Source organism: Pseudomonas sp. S04 (assembly GCF_009834545.1).
Classification (GTDB): domain Bacteria; phylum Pseudomonadota; class Gammaproteobacteria; order Pseudomonadales; family Pseudomonadaceae; genus Aquipseudomonas.
This window is the reverse complement of the sequence record NZ_CP019427.1, coordinates 4031527-4052286: the sequence shown is the minus strand read 5'-3', so window position 1 is coordinate 4052286 and position 20760 is coordinate 4031527. Positions and strand designations below refer to the sequence as shown.

Below are 20760 nucleotides of genomic sequence, written 5' to 3'. Positions count from 1 at the left end.
CGTTTCCTTTCGCAAATTCGCAAGGTTCATATCAGACCGCTACCAGCACGATGGCGCCGATTACCAGCACGGCACCAGCAGCCATCGAGGCGGCGTACCAACGCAGTTGACCCGTCTCGGTGCGGCTCAGGGAGTTGTGACCCCCTTTGGCCAGACGCGGGATCAAACCGATGGTTTGGTCGAACGGGTCTTTGCGCAGCAGATGGCTGATCGCCAGGTACGGCTTGACGAACAGCTTGTCGTAGATCCAGTCGAAGCCCCAGGCGGCGAACCACCAGGCCGAGAGCAGGCGGCCGATGCCGCTGTTGGCGATGGCCGTGACAAACCGACGCTTGCCCAGGAACAGCAGGGCGGCCAGCAGGATACCGGACAGGGCGATGGCGCCCGAGGCGATTTCCAGGCTGTGCTTGGCTTCGCCACCGGCATGCCCGACGCTTTGCGGCAGCACACCGTGCAGTGGCGGCACGATCATCGCGCCAATGGCGGTCGACAGTACGATCAGCACCGACAGTGGCAGCCAGTGGGCAATGCCGTGGCCGGCGTGGGCTTCGGTCTTCGCTTCACCGTGGAACGCGATGAAGATCAGGCGGAAGGTGTACAGCGAGGTCATGAATGCACCCACCAGGCCTGCGTACAGCAGGGCGTGGTTGCCGCTGGCAAAGGCTTCCCAGAGGATTTCGTCTTTCGAGTAGAAACCTGCGGTAACCAGTGGCAGGGCCGCGAGGGCCGCGCCGCCAACGATGAAGCTGGCGTACGCCAGTGGCAGCTTTTTCCACAGGCCGCCCATCTTGAAGATGTTCTGCTCGTGGTGGCAGGCCACGATCACCGCACCGGATGCGAGGAACAGCAGCGCCTTGAAGAAGGCGTGGGTCATCAGGTGGAAGATCGCGCCATCCCAGGCACCGACGCCCAGGGCGAGGAACATGTAGCCGATCTGGCTCATGGTCGAGTAGGCGAGGATACGCTTGATGTCGGTCTGCACCAGGGCTGCGAAACCCGCCAGCACCAGGGTCACACCGCCGACGATGCCGACCAGTTGCAGGATGTCCGGTGCCAGGGCAAACAGACCGTGGGTACGGGCAATCAGGTAGACACCGGCGGTCACCATGGTCGCGGCGTGGATCAGTGCCGAAACCGGGGTTGGGCCGGCCATTGCGTCCGCCAACCAGGTTTGCAGCGGCAACTGAGCCGATTTACCGACTGCGCCACCCAGCAGCATCAGGGTCGCCAACACGATCCAGAAGTCGCCAGCCTGGAATTTCTGCGGTGCCAGCACCAGCAGTTCCTGGATGTTCAGCGTGCCCACCTGTTGGAACAGGATGAACAGGCCGATGGCCATGAACACGTCGCCGATACGGGTGACGATGAACGCCTTGAGTGCTGCGTTACCGTTGTTGCGGTTGCTGTAGTAGAAACCGATCAACAGGTAGGAGCACAGGCCCACGCCTTCCCAGCCGAAGTACAGGAACAGCAGGTTATCGCCCAGCACCAGGAACAGCATGCTGGCGATAAACAGGTTGGTGTAGGCGAAGAAGCGCGAGTAGCCGGCTTCACCGCGCATGTACCAGGACGCGAACAGGTGGATCAGGAAGCCCACGCCCACTACTACGCCAAGCATGGTGACCGACAGGCCATCCAGGTACAGGGCGAAGTTGGGGGTGAAACCTTCCACCGCCATCCACTGCCACAACACCTGGGTGTAGTGGCCGCCTTCAGGCGGTGCGACGTTGAACTGCCAGATCACGTAGGCAGTGACGATCGCCGAGAGGCCGATGGAGCCGACACCGATCAGCGCCGCGAGGTTTTCCGAGATGCGTCCGCGGGAGAACGACAGCAGCAGGAACCCGATCAGGGGGAATACGAAAGTCAGGAAGAGTAGGTTCATCCGCGCATCTCACTGGCAGCGTCGATATCGAGCGTGTGGAAGCGGCGATACAGTTGCAGCAGGATCGCCAGGCCAATACTGGCCTCGGCGGCTGCCAGGCTGATCACCAGGATGAACATGACTTGTCCATCCGGCTGGCCCCAACGTGCACCGGCAACGATGAATGCCAGGGCAGCGGCGTTCATCATCACTTCCAGGCTCATCAACACGAAAAGAATGTTGCGGCGGACCATCAGGCCGACCAGGCCGAGGCAGAACAGGATGCCGGCGACAGCCAGTCCATGCTCTAAAGGGATAGCAGGCATGAATTACTCCTTCGCCTCGTTGCGGCCCAAATGGAACGCCGTGACGGCTGCAGCGAGCAGCAGCATCGAGGCGAGTTCGACCACCAGCAGGTAAGGACCGAACAGGCTGATGCCCACGGCCTTGGCGTCCACGGTGGTAAGACCAATGGCAGCGCCGCTGGAGTGGCTGAACAGTACGTACAGCAGTTCAGCCAGCAGCAGCGCAGCGAGCACGACCGGGCCCAGCCAGATACCGGGCTTGAGCCAGACACGTTCCTGCTGAACCGCGGCCGGGCCCAGGTTCAGCATCATCACCACGAACACGAACAGCACCATGATGGCGCCGGCGTAGGCAATCACTTCCAGGACCCCGGCAAATGGCGCACCGAGGCTGAAGAAGGTCATCGCCACGGCGATCAGCGAAATAATCAGGTAGAGCAGGGCGTGCACAGGGTTGGTGTTGGTGATCACACGAAGCGTGGACACCACCGCGATACCCGATGCGAAATAGAAAGCGAATTCCATCTTTCTTCCTTAAGGCAGCAAGCTCTTCACGTTGATCGGCTCGGCTTCATTTTGCGCGGAGCCTTTTGGCTTACCGGCAATGGCCATACCTGCAACACGATAGAAGTTGTAGTCAGGGTTTTTACCGGGACCTGCGATCAGCAGATCTTCTTTCTCGTAAACCAGGTCCTGACGCTTGAACTCGGCCATTTCGAAATCCGGCGTGAGCTGGATCGCGGTGGTCGGGCAGGCTTCTTCGCACAGGCCGCAGAAAATGCAGCGCGAGAAGTTGATACGGAAGAAGTCCGGGTACCAGCGACCGTCTTCGGTTTCAGCTTTCTGCAGCGAGATGCAGCCGACCGGGCAGGCCACGGCGCACAGGTTGCAGGCTACACAACGCTCTTCACCATCGGGGTCGCGGGTCAGGACGATACGGCCACGGTAGCGAGGCGGCAGGTACACCGCCTCTTCCGGGTATTGCAGGGTGTCGCGCTTGCGAAAGCCATGGCCGAAAACCATGATCAGGCTGCGCAACTGGGTACCAGTACCCTTAACGATGTCGCCAATATATTTGAACATGGGTCAAATCCTCACTGAACCGCGCCCGCAGGCGTGTTCAACAACACAACCGCAGCGGTCACCAGCAAATTGATCAGGGTCAGCGGCAGGCAGAATTTCCAGCTGAAATCCATCACCTGGTCATAACGCGGGCGCGGAATCGAAGCGCGCAGCAGGATGAACAGCATGATGAAGAACGCGGTCTTCAATGCGAACCAGAAGAAAGCCAGTTGCGGCAGGATGCCGAACGGACCGTGCCAGCCACCGAAGAACAGGGTGACCAGCAGCGCCGAGATCAGGATGATGCCGATGTACTCGCCGACGAAGAACATGCCCCACTTCATGCCGGCATATTCGATGTGGTAACCGTCGGCCAGTTCCTGTTCTGCTTCCGGCTGGTCGAACGGGTGACGGTGAGTCACAGCGACGCCAGCGACGAAGAAGGTACAGAAACCGAAGAACTGCGGAATGATGAACCACAGGTTCTGCGCCTGGTACTCGACGATGTCGCGCATGTTGAACGAGCCGACCTGGACCACGATGCCCATGAGCGCAAGGCCCATGAACACTTCGTAGGACACGGTCTGGGCCGAGGCACGCAAGGCACCCAGCAGGGCGAACTTGTTGTTGCTCGACCAGCCGGCGAACAGCACCGCGTAGACCGAAAGGCCGGCCATGGCGAAGAAGAACAGCAGGCCGATGTTCAGGTCCGCCACACCCCAGGTCGGGGTGATCGGGATGATCGCGAAGGCGATCAGCAAGGCGCTCATGGCCACGACCGGTGCCAGGGTGAAAATCACCTTGTCGGCAAAGGGCGGGGTCCAGTCTTCCTTGAAGAACATCTTGAGCATGTCGGCGGCGATCTGGAACATGCCGAACGGGCCAACGCGGTTCGGACCATAACGGTCCTGCCACCAGCCCAGCAGGCGACGTTCGACGAAGCTGAGCAGGGCACCTGCAACCACCACGGCCAGCATCACCACCAGGGCCTTGACGACCGCGATGATGGTGTCGATCACTTCAGGGGTGAACCAGGTCATTGCGCTGCCTCCTGCAGACCGTCAACGGAAAAGCCTGCGATCGCTGGTGGAATGCCAGCCAGGCCGGCAGGCAAGGCCACCAGGCCAGCACCCAGCTGCTCATTGATGCGCAGTGGCAGACGCAGGGTCTGGCCGGCCACGTTCAGGCTCAGCAGGGCGCCATCGTTGACCCCCAGGCGATCGGCTTCGGACTTGGCCAGCGCCACGTAGGCCGCGGGAATGCGTTCTTGTACCGGAGCGGCCTTGGAAGAGTTCTCTTCGCTGCCGAGCAGGTGGAAGAACGGCACGACCTGCCAGGTACCCTGGGCCGGGTTGAAGGCGCGAGGCACATTGGCGAACCAGTTCAGCGCATCACCCGTGCTTTCGATCAGGCGGGTGCCTGGGTCGCCAGCGCGGATGTGACCACCGACTTCGTCCTGGAATTTGTTCCAGGCTTGCGGCGAGTTCCAGCCCGGGGACCAGGCGAATGGCACTTGCTGACGCGGCTCGACCGAACCCGAGTAACCTTCCATGGAGAAGGCGAACGCGGTGTCGTTGTCTTGCGGGGTGCGCGGCTCGTGCACGCTGATGTCGGCGCGCATGGCGGTCCGGCCGGAGTAACGCAGCGGCTCACGGGCGAGTTTCATGCCCTTGATGCGGAACGCGGCGGACGGGGCGGCATCGACGATGCGTGCCAGTTGCGGCGTGCTGGAAGCGACGGCAGCGGTCACGTGGTCGAGCTGGGTCCAGTCGATTGGCTGGTTCAGCAGGGTGGCGCGCAGGGCGTGCAGCCAGCGCCAGCCTTCGTGGACCAGGATGCTGGCGTCCATGTACTTCGGATCGAACACCTGGAAGAAGCGCTGGGCGCGACCTTCCTGGCTGACCAGGGTGCCATCGCCTTCGGCGAAGCTGGCAGCTGGCAGGACCAGGTGCGCGCGATCACTGGTGGCGGTCTTCTGATGGTCAGCGACGATTACTACTTTCGCGGCGCTCAGGGCTGCATCGACCTTGGCCTTGGTGGTGCGGGTGTACAGGTCGTTTTCCAGCACGACGATGGCGTCGGCCTGGCCGTCGATGACTGCTTGCAGGGCTGCATCGACCGATTCGCCACCGAGCATGGCCAGGCCGAGGCTGTTGGCCTCTGGCACGATCAGGCTGATGGAGCCGTTCTTCTCGCGCAGCTTCAGCGCCTTGGCGATGTTCGCGGCAGCTTCGATCAGCGCCTTGGAGCCCAACGAGGTGCCGGCAATGATTAATGGACGCTTGGCCGCGAGCAGGGCGTCGGCGATGCGCTTGGCCAGTTCGAGGGCTTCGCTGTCCAGGCCTTCAACGGCTGGAGCGCTGGCGTCGAGGGCGTGAGCCACGGCAAAACCGATGCGGGCCAGGTCGTCGGGCGCGGCGTGTACGCACTCTTCGGCGATGTCGTCGAGCTTGGTCTCAGCGATGCTGGCGATGAACAGCGGGTTCAGCGCGTGCTGGCCGATGTTCTTCACGGCGGCGTCGAGCCAAGGCTGGACGCGCATGGCGTCGGCCATGTCTTCAGCCTTGCCCTTGACCGATTGACGCAGGGACAGCGCCATGCGGGCGGCGGTCTGGGTCAGGTCTTCACCGAGGACGAAGATCGCGTCGTGGTCTTCGATGTCACGCATGTTCGGCACTGGCAGCGGGCTGTCGTTCAGCACTTGCAGGACCAGGCGAATACGCTCCAGCTCAGCGGCTTCGATACCGCTGTAGAAGTGCTCGGCGCCGACCAGCTCGCGCAACGCGTAGTTGCTTTCGAGGCTGGCCCGCGGCGAACCGATACCGACGATGTTGCGACCGCGCAGCAGGTCGGCGGCTTTATCCAGCGCTTCGTCGAGGCTCAGCTTGGCACCATTGGCCAGCAGAGGCTGGCGCGGGCGATCTTCGCGGTTGACGTAGCCATAACCGAAACGGCCACGGTCGCACAGGAAGTACTGGTTCACCGAACCGTTGAAACGGTTCTCGATGCGCCGCAGTTCGCCGTAGCGCTCACCTGGGGAGATGTTGCAACCGCTGGAGCAGCCATGGCAGATGCTCGGCGAGAACTGCATGTCCCACTTGCGGTTGTAGCGCTCGGAGTGAGTCTTGTCGGTGAACACACCGGTCGGGCAGACCTCGGTGAGGTTGCCGGAGAACTCGCTTTCCAGGGTGCCGTCTTCAACGCGACCGAAGTACACGTTGTCGTGGGCGCCGAACACGCCCAGGTCGGTGCCGCCGGCGTAGTCTTTATAGAAGCGCACGCAGCGGTAGCAGGCGATGCAGCGGTTCATCTCGTGGGAAATGAACGGGCCCAGTTGCTGGTTCTGGTGGGTACGCTTGGTGAAGCGGTAACGGCGCTCGTTGTGGCCGGTCATTACCGTCATGTCTTGCAGGTGGCAGTGACCGCCTTCCTCACAGACCGGGCAGTCGTGAGGGTGGTTGGTCATCAGCCATTCAACAACGCTGGCGCGAAAGGCCTTGGACTCTTCATCGTCGATGGAGATCCAGGTGCCATCGGTGGCAGGGGTCATGCAGGACATGACGATACGACCGCGGGTGTCGTTCTCGTCGGTGTACTGCTTGACCGCGCACTGGCGGCAAGCGCCAACGCTGCCAAGGGCGGGGTGCCAGCAGAAGTAAGGAATATCGAGGCCTAGCGACAGACATGCCTGTAACAGGTTGTCTGCCCCGTCGACTTCGAGCGCTTTGCCGTCTACGTGGATAGTGGCCATGGTTCAAAGTTCTTCGTTGGCCCGGTGTCAGCGGGCGTGGCTAATGGAATCTTGTCATTCGCGTGAGTCAAAACAGCCGCGGGCGGCGTCATCACACGAGAAGGCGAAGGGCACGGACCCTTCGCCTTGTTAAGCGTTACGCGCCGATTACGATCGGCCTTGCCAGGGGCGGGACGGCGGCGCTGATAGGCGCGATGCCGGCTTCGAACTCTGGACGGAAGTATTTGATAGCGCTGCCCAATGGCTCCACGGCACCCGGTGCGTGAGCACAGAAGGTCTTGCCTGGGCCGAGGAAGCCGACCAGACCCAGCAGGGTCTCGATGTCACCGGGTTGGCCTTCGCCTTTCTCGATAGCCATCAGCAGCTTGACGCTCCATGGCAAGCCATCGCGGCAAGGGGTGCAGAAACCGCACGACTCACGGGCGAAGAACTGTTCCATATTGCGCAGCAGGGACACCATGTTGACGCTGTCGTCCACCGCCATGGCCAGGCCGGTACCCATACGGGTGCCCACCTTGGCGATGCCGCCGGCGTACATTTGTGCGTCCAGGTGTTCCGGCAGCAAGAAGCCGGTACCGGCGCCGCCTGGCTGCCAGGCCTTGAGCTTGAAGCCATCGCGCATGCCGCCAGCGTAGTCTTCGAACAGTTCGCGGCCGGTAACGCCGAATGGCAGCTCCCACAGGCCCGGGTTCTTGACCTTGCCGGAGAAGCCCATGAGCTTGGTGCCCATGTCTTCGCTGCCTTCGCGGGACAACGATTTGTACCAGTCCACGCCGTCGGCAATGATCGCCGGCACGTTGCACAGGGTTTCAACGTTGTTCACGCAGGTCGGCTTGCCCCACACGCCTACGGCGGCAGGGAAGGGTGGCTTGGAGCGCGGGTTGGCGCGACGGCCTTCGAGGGAGTTGATCAGTGCGGTTTCTTCACCGCAGATGTAACGCCCGGCGCCGGTGTGCACGAACAGCTCGAAATCAAAACCCGAACCGAGGATGTTTTTACCCAGCAGGCCAGCGGCCTTGGCTTCTTCCACGGCACGGTTGAGGTGCTTGGCGGCGGTGGTGTATTCGCCACGCAGGAAGATGTAGCCACGGTAGGTTTTCAGCGCGCGGGCGCTGATCAGCATGCCTTCGATCAGCAGATGGGGCAGTTGCTCCATCAGCATGCGGTCTTTCCAGGTGTTGGGCTCCATTTCATCCGCGTTGCACAGCAGGTAGCGGATGTTGATGGATTCGTCTTTGGGCATCAGGCCCCACTTCACACCCGTGGGGAAGCCCGCGCCACCGCGACCCTTGAGGCCGGCGTCTTTCACGGTCTGGACGATGTCGTCCTGGGCCATGTCGGCGAAGGCCTTGCGTGCCGCGGCGTAACCGTTCTTGGCCTGGTACTCGTCGAGCCATACGGCCTCGCCGTCGTCACGCAGGCGCCAGGTCAGCGGATGGGTCTCTGCCGAGCGCTTGATGCGGTTGGCCGGGCCGAAGGAAGTCAGGGTCATACGTAGCCCTCCAACAGTTTGGCAACGCCAGCAGGCTGTACGTCACCGAAAGTGTCGTCGTCGATCATCAACGCCGGCGCCTTGTCGCAGTTGCCGAGGCAGCAGACAGGCAGCAGGGTGAAACGACCGTCGGCAGTGGTCTGGCCGAGGCCGATCCCCAGTTTGCTCTGGATTTCACTGACCACCGACTCATGGCCGCCGATGTAGCAGACCATGCTGTCGCAGACGCGAATGATGTGGCGGCCCACTGGCTGGCGGAAGATCTGGCTGTAGAACGTCGCCACGCCTTCAACGTCGCTGGCCGGGATGCCGAGGATCTCGCCGATGGCGTACAGGGCGCCATCGGGCACCCAGCCACGTTCCTTCTGGACGATCTTCAGGGCTTCGATCGACGCCGCGCGCGGGTCTTCGTAGTGATGCAACTCGTGCTCGATGGCCGAGCGCTCGGTTTCACTCAAGGTGAAACGGTCTGTCTGGATAAGCGTGCTGTTCATGCTTAGCGGTCCACGTCGGCCATAACGAAGTCGATACTACCCAGGTACGCAATCAAGTCCGCGACCATGCTGCCTTTGATCACCGAAGGGATCTGCTGCAGGTGCGGGAAGCTTGGAGTACGAATCCGGGTGCGGTAGCTCATGGTGCCGCCATCGCTCGTCAGGTAGTAACTGTTGATGCCCTTGGTCGCTTCGATCATCTGGAAGGATTCGTTGGCCGGCATCACCGGGCCCCACGAAACTTGCAGGAAGTGCGTGATCAGGGTCTCGATGTGCTGCAGCGTGCGCTCTTTAGGCGGCGGCGTGGTCAGCGGGTGATCCGCCTTGTACGGGCCTTCCGGCATGTTGCGCATGCACTGGTCGATGATCTTGATGCTCTGGCGCATTTCTTCGACGCGCACCATGCAGCGGTCGTAGGCATCGCCATTGGCTGCCAGCGGGACTTCGAACTCGAAGTTCTCGTAGCCCGAGTACGGGCGCGCCTTGCGCAGGTCGAAATCGCAACCGGTGGAACGCAGGCCGGCACCGGTGACGCCCCATTCCAGGGCCTCTTTGGTGTTGTAGGCAGCGACGCCAATGGTCCGACCCTTGAGGATGCTGTTCTGCAGGGCGGCCTTGGTGTACTCGTCGAGGCGCTTTGGCAGCCATTCAACGAAGTCCTTGACCAGTTTTTCCCAGCCGCGTGGCAGGTCGTGGGCGACACCGCCGATGCGGTACCAGGCCGGGTGCAGGCGAAAGCCGGTAATGGCCTCGATCACCGTGTACGCCTTCTGGCGGTCGGTGAAGGTGAAGAACACCGGGGTCATGGCGCCGACGTCCTGGATGTAGGTACCCAGGAACAGCAGGTGGCTGGTGATCCGGAAGAACTCGGCCATCATGATGCGGATGACGTCGACCTTCTCGGGCACCTTGATGCCGGCCAGCTTCTCGACCGAGAGCACGTACGGCAGGTTGTTCATCACGCCGCCGAGGTAGTCGATACGGTCGGTGTACGGGATGAAGCTGTGCCAGGACTGACGCTCGGCCATTTTCTCGGCACCACGGTGGTGGTAGCCGATGTCCGGTACGCAGTCGACGATCTCTTCGCCGTCCAGCTGCAGGATGATGCGGAACGCACCGTGAGCCGAAGGGTGGTTGGGACCCAGGTTGAGGAACATGTAGTCCTCATTCGCCCCGGAACGTTTCATGCCCCAGTCTTCAGGCTTGAAGCGCGCGGCTTCTTCCTCAAGCTGTTGCTTGGCCAGGGTCAGGCTGAACGGGTCGAACTCGGTGGCACGGGCCGGGAAGTCCTTGCGCAGCGGGTGACCTTCCCAGGTCGGCGGCATCATGATGCGCGACAGGTGCGGGTGACCTTTGAAGTCGATGCCGTACATGTCCCAGACTTCACGTTCGTACCAGTTGGCGTTAGGCCAGATGCTGGTGACGGACGGCACGCTGAGGTCGCTCTCGGACAAAGCGACCTTGATCATTACGTCACTATTACGTTCGATCGACATCAGGTGGTAGAACACGGTGAAGTCGACGCCGCCAGGCAGCCCTTGACGCTTGGTGCGCAGACGCTCGTCCACGCCATGCAGGTCATAGAGCATGACGTACGGCTTGGGGAGGTTGCGCAGGAAGGTCAGGACTTCGACGAGTTTGGCACGGGCAACCCAAAGCACCGGCATGCCGGTGCGGGTAGGCTGGGCAGTGAATGCCTCAGGGCCAAAGCGGTTGTTCAGTTCGACGACCACATCCTGGTCGTCTGCCTTGTAAGGCGGGATGTACAGAGCACTGCCTGTAGTCATGGTTATTTATCGCTTTCGGTCAACGTAAAGAATGAAGCCAGTTTTCGGTTTCTTTGCAGGAACAGATCTGGATCAGACTTCGTCGGGGCTGCGCAGGTTGGTGACTGCGATTCGCTGTTCGCGGCGCTGTTCCTTTTGCGAAGGCATCTCGGCGCGGTACACGCCTTGATCGCCGACGACCCAGGAAAGCGGGCGACGCTCTTGGCCAATCGACTCCTGCAGCAGCATCAGGCCTTGCAGGAAAGCTTCAGGGCGGGGCGGGCAGCCAGGCACGTAGACGTCCACGGGCAGGAACTTGTCCACTCCCTGAACCACGGAGTAGATGTCGTACATGCCACCGGAGTTGGCGCACGAGCCCATGGAGATTACCCACTTCGGCTCGAGCATTTGCTCGTAGAGACGCTGAATGATCGGCGCCATCTTGATGAAGCAGGTACCGGCGATAACCATGAAATCCGCCTGGCGCGGCGATGCCCGGATAACCTCGGCGCCAAAGCGCGCGATGTCGTGGGGCGCCGTGAAGGCAGTGGTCATTTCCACGTAGCAGCACGAAAGGCCGAAGTTGTACGGCCACAGGGAGTTCTTACGTCCCCAGTTGACCGCGCCGTTCAGCACGTCTTCGAGCTTGCCCATGTAGATGTTTTTGTGGACTTGATCTTCTAACGGATCGGAAACGGTTTCCCGCTCGCCGATCGGGTACTGCTCGTTAGGAGCATCCGGGTCGATCCTGGTGAGATTGTATTGCATTGCCAAAGCCTCATTGTTTCAGCTTCGCCTGCCGCTTACGACGAGCTTCCGGAGCCCAGTCAAGGGCGCCCACTCGAAATAGGTAGACAAGACCTGCCAACAGAATTGCTATGAAAACGAGAGCTTCGACGAATCCGGTCCAGCCGCTTTCGCGGACGGACACAGACCATGCAAAGAGAAAGAGGGCTTCGATATCGAAGATCACGAACAACATCGCGACCAGATAGAATTTGGCTGAGAGCCGCAAGCGGGCGCCACCTGTAGGTAGCATGCCGGACTCGAACGGTTCGTTTTTGCTGCGGCCCCAGGCTTTTGACCCGAGGAGGCTGGAGACGCCGAGCATGAAGGCACAAAGGCCGCCGACACCCAGAAGGAAAATGGCAAAGCCCCAGTTGTGGGCCATGAGTCCTGTCGCTTCGGGCATGCTGGTAATCCTTAACAGAGAGCAAGGGTCTCTGAGCTTGATAAAGAAATAAAGCAGTGACGATATGTCGCAGCGCAATCAATCGCGGTGATTTTATGGCTAAACACCGTGCAAGTAAAATTCCTATAGCGAAATTATTTATAGGAATAAGGACATAGCGCACCTGCGAGGCCCTGCAGCCCGTGCGGTACGGGCATTAGCCGGGGTTTTGTTAATTATGTTTTGTGGCTGTTGCAATGAATATAGTTTGAGCTGAATGATAATCAATATTATTTGTAGCGGTTTTTAAACTATTCCACGGCCGGGTAAGCGCAAAGTTACGGTTACTTGCCTGCTACAGCAAGTTGCCCGGGGGCAGGTTTTAACCGTTTTGACCATTGCCGACACCGCTCTGGATCAATGTTTTGCTTCATGCGTCCTGTGGGAGGGGCGCGCACGGTGTTCGTGGGATCCCACGCAAAAAAAACGCCCCGAACCAGTCGGGGCGTCAGATTTTCGGCATTGCAGTTAGCTTTCTACCAGGTCTGCGATGGCCGTGTGCTCAAGGCGAAGTCGATCAGTGGAACTGTTCTTCTTCGGTGGAGCCGGTCAGTGCGGTCACCGAAGACGAGCCGCCCTGGATCACGGTGGTCATGTCGTCGAAGTAGCCAGTGCCCACTTCCTGCTGGTGCGCCACGAAGGTGTAGCCTTTGGCAGCGTCAGCGAATTCCTGCTCTTGCAGCTTCACGTAGGCAGTCATGTCGTTGCGGGCGTAGTCGTGCGCCAGGTTGAACATGCTGTGCCACATGTTGTGAATGCCAGCCAGGGTGATGAACTGGTGCTTGTAGCCCATGGCGGACAGTTCGCGCTGGAACTTGGCGATGGTCGCGTCGTCCAGGTTCTTCTTCCAGTTGAAGGAAGGCGAGCAGTTGTACGACAGCAGTTGGTCCGGGTATTCCTTCTTGATCGCTTCAGCGAAGCGACGAGCTTCGTCCAGGTCCGGCTTGGCGGTTTCGCACCAGATCAGGTCGGCGTACGGAGCGTAAGCCAGGCCGCGAGCGATGGCCTGGTCCAGGCCGGCGCGCACTTTGTAGAAGCCTTCCTGGGTGCGTTCGCCAGTCACGAATGGCTGGTCGTACGGGTCGCAGTCGGAAGTCAGCAGGTCAGCGGCGTTAGCGTCAGTACGGGCCAGGATGATGGTCGGAGTACCGGCGACGTCAGCTGCCAGACGAGCAGCGGTCAGCTTCTGTACAGCTTCCTGGGTAGGAACCAGTACCTTGCCGCCCATGTGCCCGCATTTTTTGACGGAGGCCAGTTGGTCTTCGAAGTGGACGCCGGCAGCGCCTGCCTCGATCATGCTCTTCATCAGCTCGTAGGCGTTCAGGACGCCGCCGAAACCGGCTTCAGCGTCAGCCACGATGGGTGCGAAGTAGTCGATGTAGCCTTCGTCGCCCGGGCCTTTGCCGGCTTTCCACTGGATCTGGTCAGCACGACGGAACGAGTTGTTGATGCGCTTGACCACGGTCGGTACCGAGTCAACCGGGTACAGCGACTGGTCTGGGTACATCGATTCGGCGGAGTTGTTGTCCGCGGCCACTTGCCAGCCAGACAGGTAGATCGCCTGGATACCGGCTTTGACTTGTTGTACAGCCTGGCCGCCGGTCAGGGCGCCCATGCAGTTGACGAAATCTTTCTCAGGGCGGAAGGACGGCTTGGCGCCCTGGGTCACCAGGTTCCACAGCTTCTCGGCGCCCAGTTTTGCAAAGGTGTGCTCAGGTTGAACCGAGCCGCGCAGGCGGACGACGTCAGCAGCGGAGTAAGCGCGTGTCACGCCTTTCCAGCGTGGGTTTTCAGCCCAGTCTTTTTCGAGGGCTGCAATTTGCTGTTCGCGTGTCAGTGCCATGGAGATAAACCTCGTCGCATAGGTCTTGGTGGAAAATTCCGTTTGCCGGGTACGCGTGTCAAAAGGCGTAACAGGCTGCTCGCTGACCAGAAGCTTGGCCGGTCAAGGCGGGTTTGGCGGGGGTGGCGACGGGATGAACGATGGGCTCGAGGATGGAGGCTGAGCAGGTAAGGGCGAGCTGTCGGGCGCATTCGGGCGTCGTGGGCCTGGTGCGAACATCAGTGGTGTGCCGGGTTACCTATTTACGCTTCCGTCCCTCGGGACAACTTCGTTCCAGTCGGCAACCTCGTCAAACACACCTTGTGGGCGGTACAGACACGAAACGGCTCGCAGGGTGGTTGCAAGCAACGCTTCGAAGGCCCTTGCCAGGGCCTCTGATTAGCGGGAGCGAGGCCATCATGCCTTTGCTTTTTTGCCTCGTCAAACGTTTTGTAGTGCTTTTTTTCAAGCACTACATCTTTGGTCTAATACGACTAATCAGTCAGTTTTCGGTGAGTTAGTCCAAGGTGTCGACTTTCACCCGCAAGCTCAGGTCATCCCGGCCCTGGGTCCCATAGGTACGGGTCATGCCCTGTTTATCGGCCTGGGTCTGGCGGTTGATCCCGGCCAGGGTGATCCATTGGCCCAGGCGGCCGCTGACACTTGTGTCGGTGCTTTGCACATTCACTACATCGGGACGTTCCTGGCTCATGCGGTCACGGTTGGTGCTGATGGCCAGGTGCACGGTTTCGCCGGTGACGCTGGCGGTCACGTAAAAACCCTGGGTGACATTGCGGTATTCGGTCTGGCTTTGCAGGCGGCCGTAAGTGTCGGTCCCGGTGCTGGTGAGCGGGACGCTCTGGCCGGTCTGGATCAGTGCCGGCACGCCTTCGCTGGCCTGGATCTGCTGGATGCCGCCTTCGCGACTGGCGGTGCTGTAGCTGATGATCTGCGTTTGCTGGTCGCTGCTGTCCTGCTGGTTGTTCTGGTTGGTGTCGACGGTGATCAGCAGGCGTTTTGGCGCGGTGTCGAGCTGGCTAAGCAGGGCCTTAAGTTCGTCGATCCTGGCGGGATCTGCGTTGACAATCAGTTGATTGCCATAGGCGCTGACGGTGCCGTCCTTGCCGATGAAATTCTGTGCCACGGGGAGCAGGTCGGCGCTGGTGCGGTGGTTGAGCGGCACCACTTCGGTCGCCGCCATGGCCGCAAAGCTGCAGCCGAGCAGCAGGGTGGTGAGCAGGGCGCGTAGGGACATATCCGTTATCTCCGCATTCAAGTGTCTTGATAGTGCCAGTTTGTCGGCCTGCGGTGGAGCAAGTTGAATCGTCGACAGCAAAACGCCCCGGCATCGTTGGATGGCGGGGCGTTCTGGGTGGTTCTGATAGTGCTATCGCGGGCAAGCGGAGCGCCGCCCGGCCCGCTCCCACAAGGTCATGGGCAAGCCCTGTGGGAGCGGGCTTGCCCGCGATGGCCGCAACCCGGTTTCAAGCCGAGTCACGCACCATGTCGACATGAGGAATCCCGGCTTCGAGGAACTCTTCACTGACAATCTTGAAGCCCAGGCGCTCATAGAACGCTGTGGCCTGCACCTGGGCGCTGAGCATCTGCTGCTTGAGCCCGCGCTCCTCGGCTTCGCCGATCACTGCTTGCATCAAGGCGTCGCCGACTTTCAGGCCGCGCCAGTCCTTGAGCACCGAGACCCGGCCGATGTGGCCGTCGGACAGCAGGCGGGCAGTACCAATTGGAAAGTCGCCTTCAAATGCGAGGAAGTGCACGGCGCTTGCGTCGTCGGCATCCCATTCCAGCTCGGGTGGAACCGATTGCTCGGCGATGAATACCGCTTCACGAATGCGCCGGATCTCGGCGTTATCCTTTTGCCAGTCTGCGACACGTACGCGAATCTTATTCATCGGCAAACCCCAGGCTACCTTGCTTGACCAGTTCGCACAGCAGGCCGCGGCCGTCTTCGTCGCTGAGCCATGGGCCGAGGTTGTCGACATGCAGCGCATCGGCGGCGCAAATCATTTTCAGCAACTCGCGCAGCTTGCCTGGCAGGTAACGGCTCTGGCCGCTGGCAAACAGCAGCAGGTCGTCGTCGACTTCGGACCAGGCCAGGCGCGCGCTCGGGTTGCGAATCAGCACTGCGCCTTGTTCCAGGGCGCCAAGGAAGTCGTCCTCGGTCACATCTTCCGGGCCTGCTACCAGCTCCGGGTAGCGCGGCTCGGTCATGAACTGGCCGAACCAGGTCAGCAACAGGCGCTCGTCGCTCATGTGCTCGGCCAGCAGGCCTTTCAAGCGGTCGAGAGCGTCATGCTGGATCTGGTGTGGGTCGGCAGCCGGTTGTGCGTCGGCGTCGGTGTAGCGTTCTTCGTCCGGCAGGAACTGGCTGAGGAAGTCGGTGAAGTGGGTCAGCACTTCAGCGGCGCTCGGCGCGCGGAAGCCTACCGAATAGGTCAGGCAGTCATCCACGGCGACGCCACAATGGGCCAGGCGTGGCGGCAGGTAGAGCATGTCGCCCGGCTCCAGGACCCACTCGTCGGTAGCTTCGAAGTCGGCCAGGATGCGCAGGTCGGCGTGTTGCAGCAGCGGGCTCTCGGAGTCGCACATCTGACCGATTTTCCAGTTGCGCTGGCCATGGCCTTGCAGCAGGAACACATCGTAGTTGTCGAAGTGCGGGCCAACACTGCCACCTGGGGCGGCGAAGCTGATCATCACGTCGTCGATGCGCCAGCTCGGCAGGAAGCGGAAGTTTTCCAGCAGTTCGCTGACTTCCGGCACGAACTGGTCGACAGCCTGCACCAGCAGGGTCCAGTCACGCTCCGGCAGCTTGCTGAATTCGTCTTCGGCGAACGGGCCGCGACGCAATTCCCAAGGGCGCTCGCCGTGCTCGATGACCAGGCGTGATTCGACTTCTTCTTCCAGGGCCAGGCCGGCCAGTTCGTCGGCGTCGATCGGGCTTTCGAAGTCAGGGATTGCCTGGCGGATCAGCAGCGGTTTTTTCTGCCAGTAGTCGCGCAGGAACTCGCGTGCAGTGATGCCGCCCAGAAGTTGCAGAGGAATATCAGGATTCATGTGTAACCTATTGAAAAAAAGCACTTTTCAGACGGGAATAAAAACGCCCGGCGCTGCCGGGCGTCTCAAACGGGTCAAGCGGTCGATCAGATGCGTCGAGCTTGCTCGACTGCGTTACCGATGTAGTTGGCCGGGGTGAGCAGTTTCAGCTCGGCCTTTGCCTCGGCAGGCATGTCCAGTGCATCGATGAAAGTCTGCAGCGCTTCAGGGCTGATGCCCTTGCCGCGGGTCAATTCTTTGAGCTTTTCGTACGGGTTTTCGATGTTGTAGCGGCGCATCACGGTCTGGATCGGCTCGGCCAGCACTTCCCAGCAGGCGTCCAGGTCAGCGGCGATTTTCTGCGCGTTGAGCTCCAGCTTGCTGATGCCTTTGAGGCTGGCTTCGTACGCGATCACGCTGTGGGCAAAACCCACGCCGAGGTTACGCAGTACGGTGGAGTCGGTCAGGTCGCGCTGCCAGCGGGAAATCGGCAGTTTGCTCGCCAGGTGCTGGAACAGTGCGTTGGCGATACCCAGGTTGCCTTCGGAGTTTTCGAAGTCGATCGGGTTGACCTTGTGCGGCATGGTCGAGGAACCGATTTCGCCAGCGATGGTGCGCTGCTTGAAATAACCCAGGGAGATGTAGCCCCAGATGTCACGGTCGAAGTCGATCAGGATGGTGTTGAAACGCGCGATCGCGTCGAACAGCTCGGCGATGTAGTCGTGCGGCTCGATCTGCGTGGTGTACGGGTTGAAACCCAGGCCCAGTTCGTCTTCGATGAAGGCGCGGGCGTTGGCTTCCCAGTCAATCTGCGGGTAAGCCGACAGGTGGGCGTTGTAGTTGCCTACGGCGCCGTTGATCTTGCCCAGCAGTGGCACGGCAGCGACCTGGGCGATCTGGCGCTCCAGGCGGTACACCACGTTCGCCAGCTCTTTGCCCAGGGTGGTCGGCGAAGCCGGTTGCCCGTGGGTGCGCGACAGCATCGGTACGTCGGCGAAGCGGATCGCCAGTTCACGGATGGCTTCGGCGGTCTGGCGCATCAGCGGCAGCATCACGTCATCACGGCCTTCGCGCAGCATCAGCGCGTGGGACAGGTTGTTGATGTCCTCGCTGGTGCAGGCAAAGTGGATGAACTCACTGACGTTGGCCAGTTCCGGCAGCTTGGCCGCTTGCTCTTTGAGCAAGTATTCGATGGCCTTGACGTCGTGGTTGGTGGTGCGCTCGATCTCTTTGACGCGCTCGGCGTGCTCCAGCGAGAAGTTCTCGGCCAGTTCGTTGAGAACGGCGTTGGCTTGCGCGGAGAAGGCTGGCACTTCAGGGATGGCAGCGTGGGCGGCCAGGCGTTGAAGCCAGCGCACTTCCACCAGGACGCGAGCACGGATCAGGCCGTATTCGCTGAAAATTGGCCGCAGGGCCTGGGTTTTGCCGGCGTAGCGGCCGTCAACAGGGGAAACCGCAGTGAGCGAAGAGAGCTGCATGGGGTGTTCTCGGACAGTCGGGCAACGAAATGGGGCGCGTATCATACATGAAAAAATCCGCCGGTCCGTTGCCAACTGACCAGCGTATTACGCCTAACACGGTGTACATGACCCTTGATGCGACTTATTCGTTGCGCATCAATGGGTAAAGTTCTTTGAGCAATTTGCGACGGCTGATCACCAACTGCCAGCGGTGCCCACCCAGTTGCCGCCACAGGCGTGCCGAGCGGATGCCGGCCAGCAGCAGGGCGCGGATTTTCGAGGCATTGCTGGGTTGTTGCAGGTTGCGCATGTCGCCGTGCACCTGGATGCGCTGGCGCAAGGTGCTCAGGGTGTCCTGGTACAGGGCGCCACAGGCGGCAATCACGTTCTCGTGCGCCGGGCCGAAGTGTTCAACCTGGGACTGGATCTGGGGCAGGCGCTTGCCGATTTCCGCGAGCATGTCCTCGCGCTTGGCCAGTTGCCGCTCAAGACCGAGCATCGACAGGGCGTAGCGCAGTGGTTCGCGCTGCAGGGTGCTGGGGTCGCGCTCCAGGGCGCCAATCAACGCGCGATAGCCTTCGCGCAGGTTGAGGTCGTCGCCGCCGTAGACTTCCAGGGTGTCCTTGGGGTCGCGGATCAGCAGGCTGCCGAGCATGCAGGTCAGGCCGGCTTCGCTGACCTGGCCGGTCTTGGCGATCTTGTCCACCAGCACAGCGGCCAGGAAGACACCGCCCAGCGCGGTCAATTGCTCCTGAGTGGGGCTCATGCCTTGCTGCTCCAGGGCTCTGCGACTTCGATGACACCGCCACCGAGGCAGATCTCACCGTCGTAGAACACCACGGACTGGCCGGGCGTGACCGCGCGTTGCGGTTCATCGAAGGTGGCGCGATAGCCGGTCGCCGTTTGTTCCAGGGTGCAGAGCTGGTCGCCCTGGCGATAGCGGACCTTGGCGGTCAGGCGGCGCGGCTGGCTCAGGTCGACCGGGTTGACCCAGTAGATCTCGGAGGCGAGCAGGGCGCCGGAGAACAGCCATGGGTGGTTGTTGCCCTGGCCCACGATCAGCTCGTTGTGCTCCAGGTCCTTGACCAGCACGTACCAGGGCTCGTCGCCGGCGTCTTTCAAGCCGCCGATGCCCAGGCCCTGGCGTTGGCCGATGGTGTGGTACATCAAGCCATGGTGGCGACCGATCACTTCACCTTCAGTGGTCTTGATTTCGCCTGGCTGGGCCGGCAGGTATTGCTTGAGGAAGTCGCTGAAACGCCGCTCACCGATAAAGCAGATGCCGGTCGAGTCTTTCTTCTTGGCCGTGGCCAGGTCGTGTTTCTCGGCAATCGCGCGGACTTCCGGCTTTTCCAGTTCGCCGACCGGAAACAGGGTCTTGGCGATCTGTTCACCGCCGACTGCGTGCAGGAAATAGCTCTGGTCCTTGTTCGGGTCCAGGCCCTTGAGCAGTTCGGTGCGGCCATCAATGTCACGGCGGCGCACGTAGTGACCGGTGGCGATCAGGTCGGCGCCGAGCATCATGGCGTAATCGAGGAACGCCTTGAACTTGATTTCACGGTTGCACAGGATGTCCGGGTTTGGCGTACGTCCGGCCTTGTATTCGGCCAGGAAGTGCTCGAACACGTTGTCCCAGTACTCGGCGGCGAAGTTGGCGGTGTGCAGCTTGATGCCGATCTTGTCGCACACGGCCTGGGCGTCGGCCAGGTCATCCATGGCGGTGCAGTAGTCCGTACCGTCGTCCTCTTCCCAGTTCTTCATGAACAGGCCTTCCACCTGGTAACCCTGCTCGATCAGCAGTAGGGCGGAAACGGAAGAGTCCACGCCGCCGGACATGCCGACAATGACGCGCTTCGATTGGGTGTCAGAAGGGGCTGGATCACGCATGGGAATTTAATGAGTGTCTTGAAAAAGGACGCGATTCTAACAGGCTGGCGCCCGCAAGGCTAAAGAGAAGGACGGATCAGTTCGAGACTGAAGCAATTTCCCTGCAGATAATCGTCGATGCAACGGATGATCAGCTCGCTGCGCCAGTTGTCGCGCTGGGCCAGCAACTCGTCCCGGGTCAGCCACTTGGCGCCGACGATACCGTCGTCCAGTGGGTAATCGGGGTGGTGTTTGATCGCTTTGGCGATGAAGCAGACCCGTTGGTAAGTCACGCCGTTGCTGGGGGCGGTGTACAGGTAAATGCCGACCACGCCGGTCGGTTCAACGTCCCAGCCGGTCTCTTCGAGGGTTTCGCGCACGGCGGCTTCGGTCAAGGTCTCATCCGGATCCAGATGGCCGGCGGGCTGGTTGAGTACGTTGCGACCAGCCTTGTGCTCTTCAACCATCAGAAAGCGGCCGTTGTCCTCGACGATGGTGGCAACGGTGATGTGGGGTTTCCAGTCCATGAAGTGTCCTCGGTCGTGAGCAATGAAACCCTGTGGGAGCTGGCTTGCCAGCGATAGCAACGGGGCAGT

19 protein-coding genes are annotated in these 20760 nt (G+C 61.0%); all 19 read right to left on the bottom strand.

The annotated features are described in order from the left end of the window. Positions 1-31: 31 nt before the first annotated feature. The 19 genes from nuoL to PspS04_RS17790 all read right to left on the bottom strand — a co-directional run bounded on the left by nuoL (position 32) and on the right by PspS04_RS17790 (position 20691). On the bottom strand, positions 32-1885 hold the full coding sequence (gene nuoL, locus PspS04_RS17880; protein WP_159996946.1) for an NADH-quinone oxidoreductase subunit L: 1854 nt from the start codon (positions 1883-1885) through the stop codon (positions 32-34). Continuing rightward, the gene (gene nuoK, locus PspS04_RS17875; RefSeq protein WP_093421177.1) at positions 1882-2190 is read right to left on the bottom strand and encodes an NADH-quinone oxidoreductase subunit NuoK; all 309 of its coding nucleotides are present in this window, start codon (positions 2188-2190) and stop codon (positions 1882-1884) included. The genes nuoL and nuoK overlap by 4 nt, the downstream gene beginning before the upstream one ends. 3 nt (positions 2191-2193) lie before the next feature. Beyond that, positions 2194-2694 carry an NADH-quinone oxidoreductase subunit J gene (gene nuoJ, locus PspS04_RS17870; protein WP_095165244.1) on the bottom strand — a complete coding sequence of 167 codons (501 nt, stop codon included), beginning with the start codon at positions 2692-2694 and terminating at the stop codon, positions 2194-2196. A 9-nt stretch (positions 2695-2703) separates the two neighbouring features. Continuing rightward, positions 2704-3252 (bottom strand): NADH-quinone oxidoreductase subunit NuoI, encoded by a 549-nt coding sequence (gene nuoI / locus PspS04_RS17865; protein ID WP_159996944.1) that lies wholly within the window; start codon positions 3250-3252, stop codon positions 2704-2706. Between the two features lie 11 nt (positions 3253-3263). Then, complete coding sequence (gene nuoH, locus PspS04_RS17860; protein WP_095165243.1) at positions 3264-4271, bottom strand: NADH-quinone oxidoreductase subunit NuoH; 1008 nt, start codon at positions 4269-4271, stop codon at positions 3264-3266. Further along, the gene (gene nuoG, locus PspS04_RS17855) at positions 4268-6982 is read right to left on the bottom strand and encodes an NADH-quinone oxidoreductase subunit NuoG (RefSeq protein ID WP_095165242.1); all 2715 of its coding nucleotides are present in this window, start codon (positions 6980-6982) and stop codon (positions 4268-4270) included. The genes nuoH and nuoG overlap by 4 nt, the downstream gene beginning before the upstream one ends. A 136-nt stretch (positions 6983-7118) precedes the next feature. Continuing rightward, positions 7119-8474 (bottom strand): NADH-quinone oxidoreductase subunit NuoF, encoded by a 1356-nt coding sequence (gene nuoF / locus PspS04_RS17850; RefSeq protein ID WP_159996942.1) that lies wholly within the window; start codon positions 8472-8474, stop codon positions 7119-7121. Next, on the bottom strand, positions 8471-8968 hold the full coding sequence (gene nuoE, locus PspS04_RS17845; protein ID WP_008020715.1) for an NADH-quinone oxidoreductase subunit NuoE: 498 nt from the start codon (positions 8966-8968) through the stop codon (positions 8471-8473). Before nuoE ends, nuoF begins: the two co-directional genes overlap by 4 nt. Positions 8969-8970: 2 nt before the next feature. Further along, complete coding sequence (gene nuoC / locus PspS04_RS17840) at positions 8971-10755, bottom strand: NADH-quinone oxidoreductase subunit C/D (RefSeq protein WP_095165240.1); 1785 nt, start codon at positions 10753-10755, stop codon at positions 8971-8973. A gap of 72 nt (positions 10756-10827) precedes the next feature. Next, positions 10828-11502 carry a NuoB/complex I 20 kDa subunit family protein gene (locus PspS04_RS17835; protein WP_093421209.1) on the bottom strand — a complete coding sequence of 225 codons (675 nt, stop codon included), beginning with the start codon at positions 11500-11502 and terminating at the stop codon, positions 10828-10830. Between the two features lie 10 nt (positions 11503-11512). Continuing rightward, on the bottom strand, positions 11513-11926 hold the full coding sequence (locus tag PspS04_RS17830; protein WP_007905050.1) for an NADH-quinone oxidoreductase subunit A: 414 nt from the start codon (positions 11924-11926) through the stop codon (positions 11513-11515). A gap of 556 nt (positions 11927-12482) precedes the next feature. Next, positions 12483-13808, bottom strand: coding sequence for an isocitrate lyase (aceA, locus tag PspS04_RS17825; RefSeq protein WP_008032724.1), 1326 nt, complete (start codon positions 13806-13808; stop codon positions 12483-12485). 496 nt (positions 13809-14304) lie between these two features. Then, positions 14305-15042 (bottom strand): secretin N-terminal domain-containing protein, encoded by a 738-nt coding sequence (locus PspS04_RS17820; RefSeq protein WP_159996940.1) that lies wholly within the window; start codon positions 15040-15042, stop codon positions 14305-14307. Positions 15043-15271: 229 nt separating this feature from the next. Next, a complete protein-coding gene (locus PspS04_RS17815) occupies positions 15272-15697 on the bottom strand; it encodes a GNAT family N-acetyltransferase (protein WP_095165229.1) in 426 nt (141 codons plus the stop codon). Next, positions 15690-16859: a ribosomal protein uL16 3-hydroxylase gene (locus tag PspS04_RS17810; protein ID WP_095165228.1), complete on the bottom strand. Its 1170-nt coding sequence runs from the start codon at positions 16857-16859 to the stop codon at positions 15690-15692. The genes PspS04_RS17815 and PspS04_RS17810 overlap by 8 nt, the downstream gene beginning before the upstream one ends. A gap of 86 nt (positions 16860-16945) precedes the next feature. Then, positions 16946-18316, bottom strand: coding sequence for an adenylosuccinate lyase (purB, locus tag PspS04_RS17805; RefSeq protein ID WP_095165226.1), 1371 nt, complete (start codon positions 18314-18316; stop codon positions 16946-16948). A 124-nt stretch (positions 18317-18440) separates the two neighbouring features. Next, positions 18441-19064: a high frequency lysogenization protein HflD gene (hflD, locus tag PspS04_RS17800; RefSeq protein ID WP_095165225.1), complete on the bottom strand. Its 624-nt coding sequence runs from the start codon at positions 19062-19064 to the stop codon at positions 18441-18443. Continuing rightward, the gene (gene mnmA / locus PspS04_RS17795) at positions 19061-20185 is read right to left on the bottom strand and encodes a tRNA 2-thiouridine(34) synthase MnmA (RefSeq protein ID WP_095165224.1); all 1125 of its coding nucleotides are present in this window, start codon (positions 20183-20185) and stop codon (positions 19061-19063) included. Before mnmA ends, hflD begins: the two co-directional genes overlap by 4 nt. A gap of 59 nt (positions 20186-20244) precedes the next feature. Continuing rightward, a complete protein-coding gene (locus tag PspS04_RS17790; RefSeq protein WP_159996938.1) occupies positions 20245-20691 on the bottom strand; it encodes an NUDIX hydrolase in 447 nt (148 codons plus the stop codon). Between the last annotated feature and the right edge of the window lie 69 nt (positions 20692-20760).

Bases quoted from the DNA above. Each gene is read 5' to 3' on its own strand.
- nuoL (WP_159996946.1), bottom strand. From the start codon at position 1,885: ATGAACCTACTCTTCCTGACTTTCGTATTCCCCCTGATCGGGTTCCTG.
- nuoK (WP_093421177.1), bottom strand. From the start codon at position 2,190: ATGCCTGCTATCCCTTTAGAGCATGGACTGGCTGTCGCCGGCATCCTG.
- nuoJ (WP_095165244.1), bottom strand. From the start codon at position 2,694: ATGGAATTCGCTTTCTATTTCGCATCGGGTATCGCGGTGGTGTCCACG.
- nuoI (WP_159996944.1), bottom strand. From the start codon at position 3,252: ATGTTCAAATATATTGGCGACATCGTTAAGGGTACTGGTACCCAGTTG.
- nuoH (WP_095165243.1), bottom strand. From the start codon at position 4,271: ATGACCTGGTTCACCCCTGAAGTGATCGACACCATCATCGCGGTCGTC.
- nuoG (WP_095165242.1), bottom strand. From the start codon at position 6,982: ATGGCCACTATCCACGTAGACGGCAAAGCGCTCGAAGTCGACGGGGCA.
- nuoF (WP_159996942.1), bottom strand. From the start codon at position 8,474: ATGACCCTGACTTCCTTCGGCCCGGCCAACCGCATCAAGCGCTCGGCA.
- nuoE (WP_008020715.1), bottom strand. From the start codon at position 8,968: ATGAACAGCACGCTTATCCAGACAGACCGTTTCACCTTGAGTGAAACC.
- nuoC (WP_095165240.1), bottom strand. From the start codon at position 10,755: ATGACTACAGGCAGTGCTCTGTACATCCCGCCTTACAAGGCAGACGAC.
- PspS04_RS17835 (WP_093421209.1), bottom strand. From the start codon at position 11,502: ATGCAATACAATCTCACCAGGATCGACCCGGATGCTCCTAACGAGCAG.
- PspS04_RS17830 (WP_007905050.1), bottom strand. From the start codon at position 11,926: ATGCCCGAAGCGACAGGACTCATGGCCCACAACTGGGGCTTTGCCATT.
- aceA (WP_008032724.1), bottom strand. From the start codon at position 13,808: ATGGCACTGACACGCGAACAGCAAATTGCAGCCCTCGAAAAAGACTGG.
- PspS04_RS17820 (WP_159996940.1), bottom strand. From the start codon at position 15,042: ATGTCCCTACGCGCCCTGCTCACCACCCTGCTGCTCGGCTGCAGCTTT.
- PspS04_RS17815 (WP_095165229.1), bottom strand. From the start codon at position 15,697: ATGAATAAGATTCGCGTACGTGTCGCAGACTGGCAAAAGGATAACGCC.
- PspS04_RS17810 (WP_095165228.1), bottom strand. From the start codon at position 16,859: ATGAATCCTGATATTCCTCTGCAACTTCTGGGCGGCATCACTGCACGC.
- purB (WP_095165226.1), bottom strand. From the start codon at position 18,316: ATGCAGCTCTCTTCGCTCACTGCGGTTTCCCCTGTTGACGGCCGCTAC.
- hflD (WP_095165225.1), bottom strand. From the start codon at position 19,064: ATGAGCCCCACTCAGGAGCAATTGACCGCGCTGGGCGGTGTCTTCCTG.
- mnmA (WP_095165224.1), bottom strand. From the start codon at position 20,185: ATGCGTGATCCAGCCCCTTCTGACACCCAATCGAAGCGCGTCATTGTC.
- PspS04_RS17790 (WP_159996938.1), bottom strand. From the start codon at position 20,691: ATGGACTGGAAACCCCACATCACCGTTGCCACCATCGTCGAGGACAAC.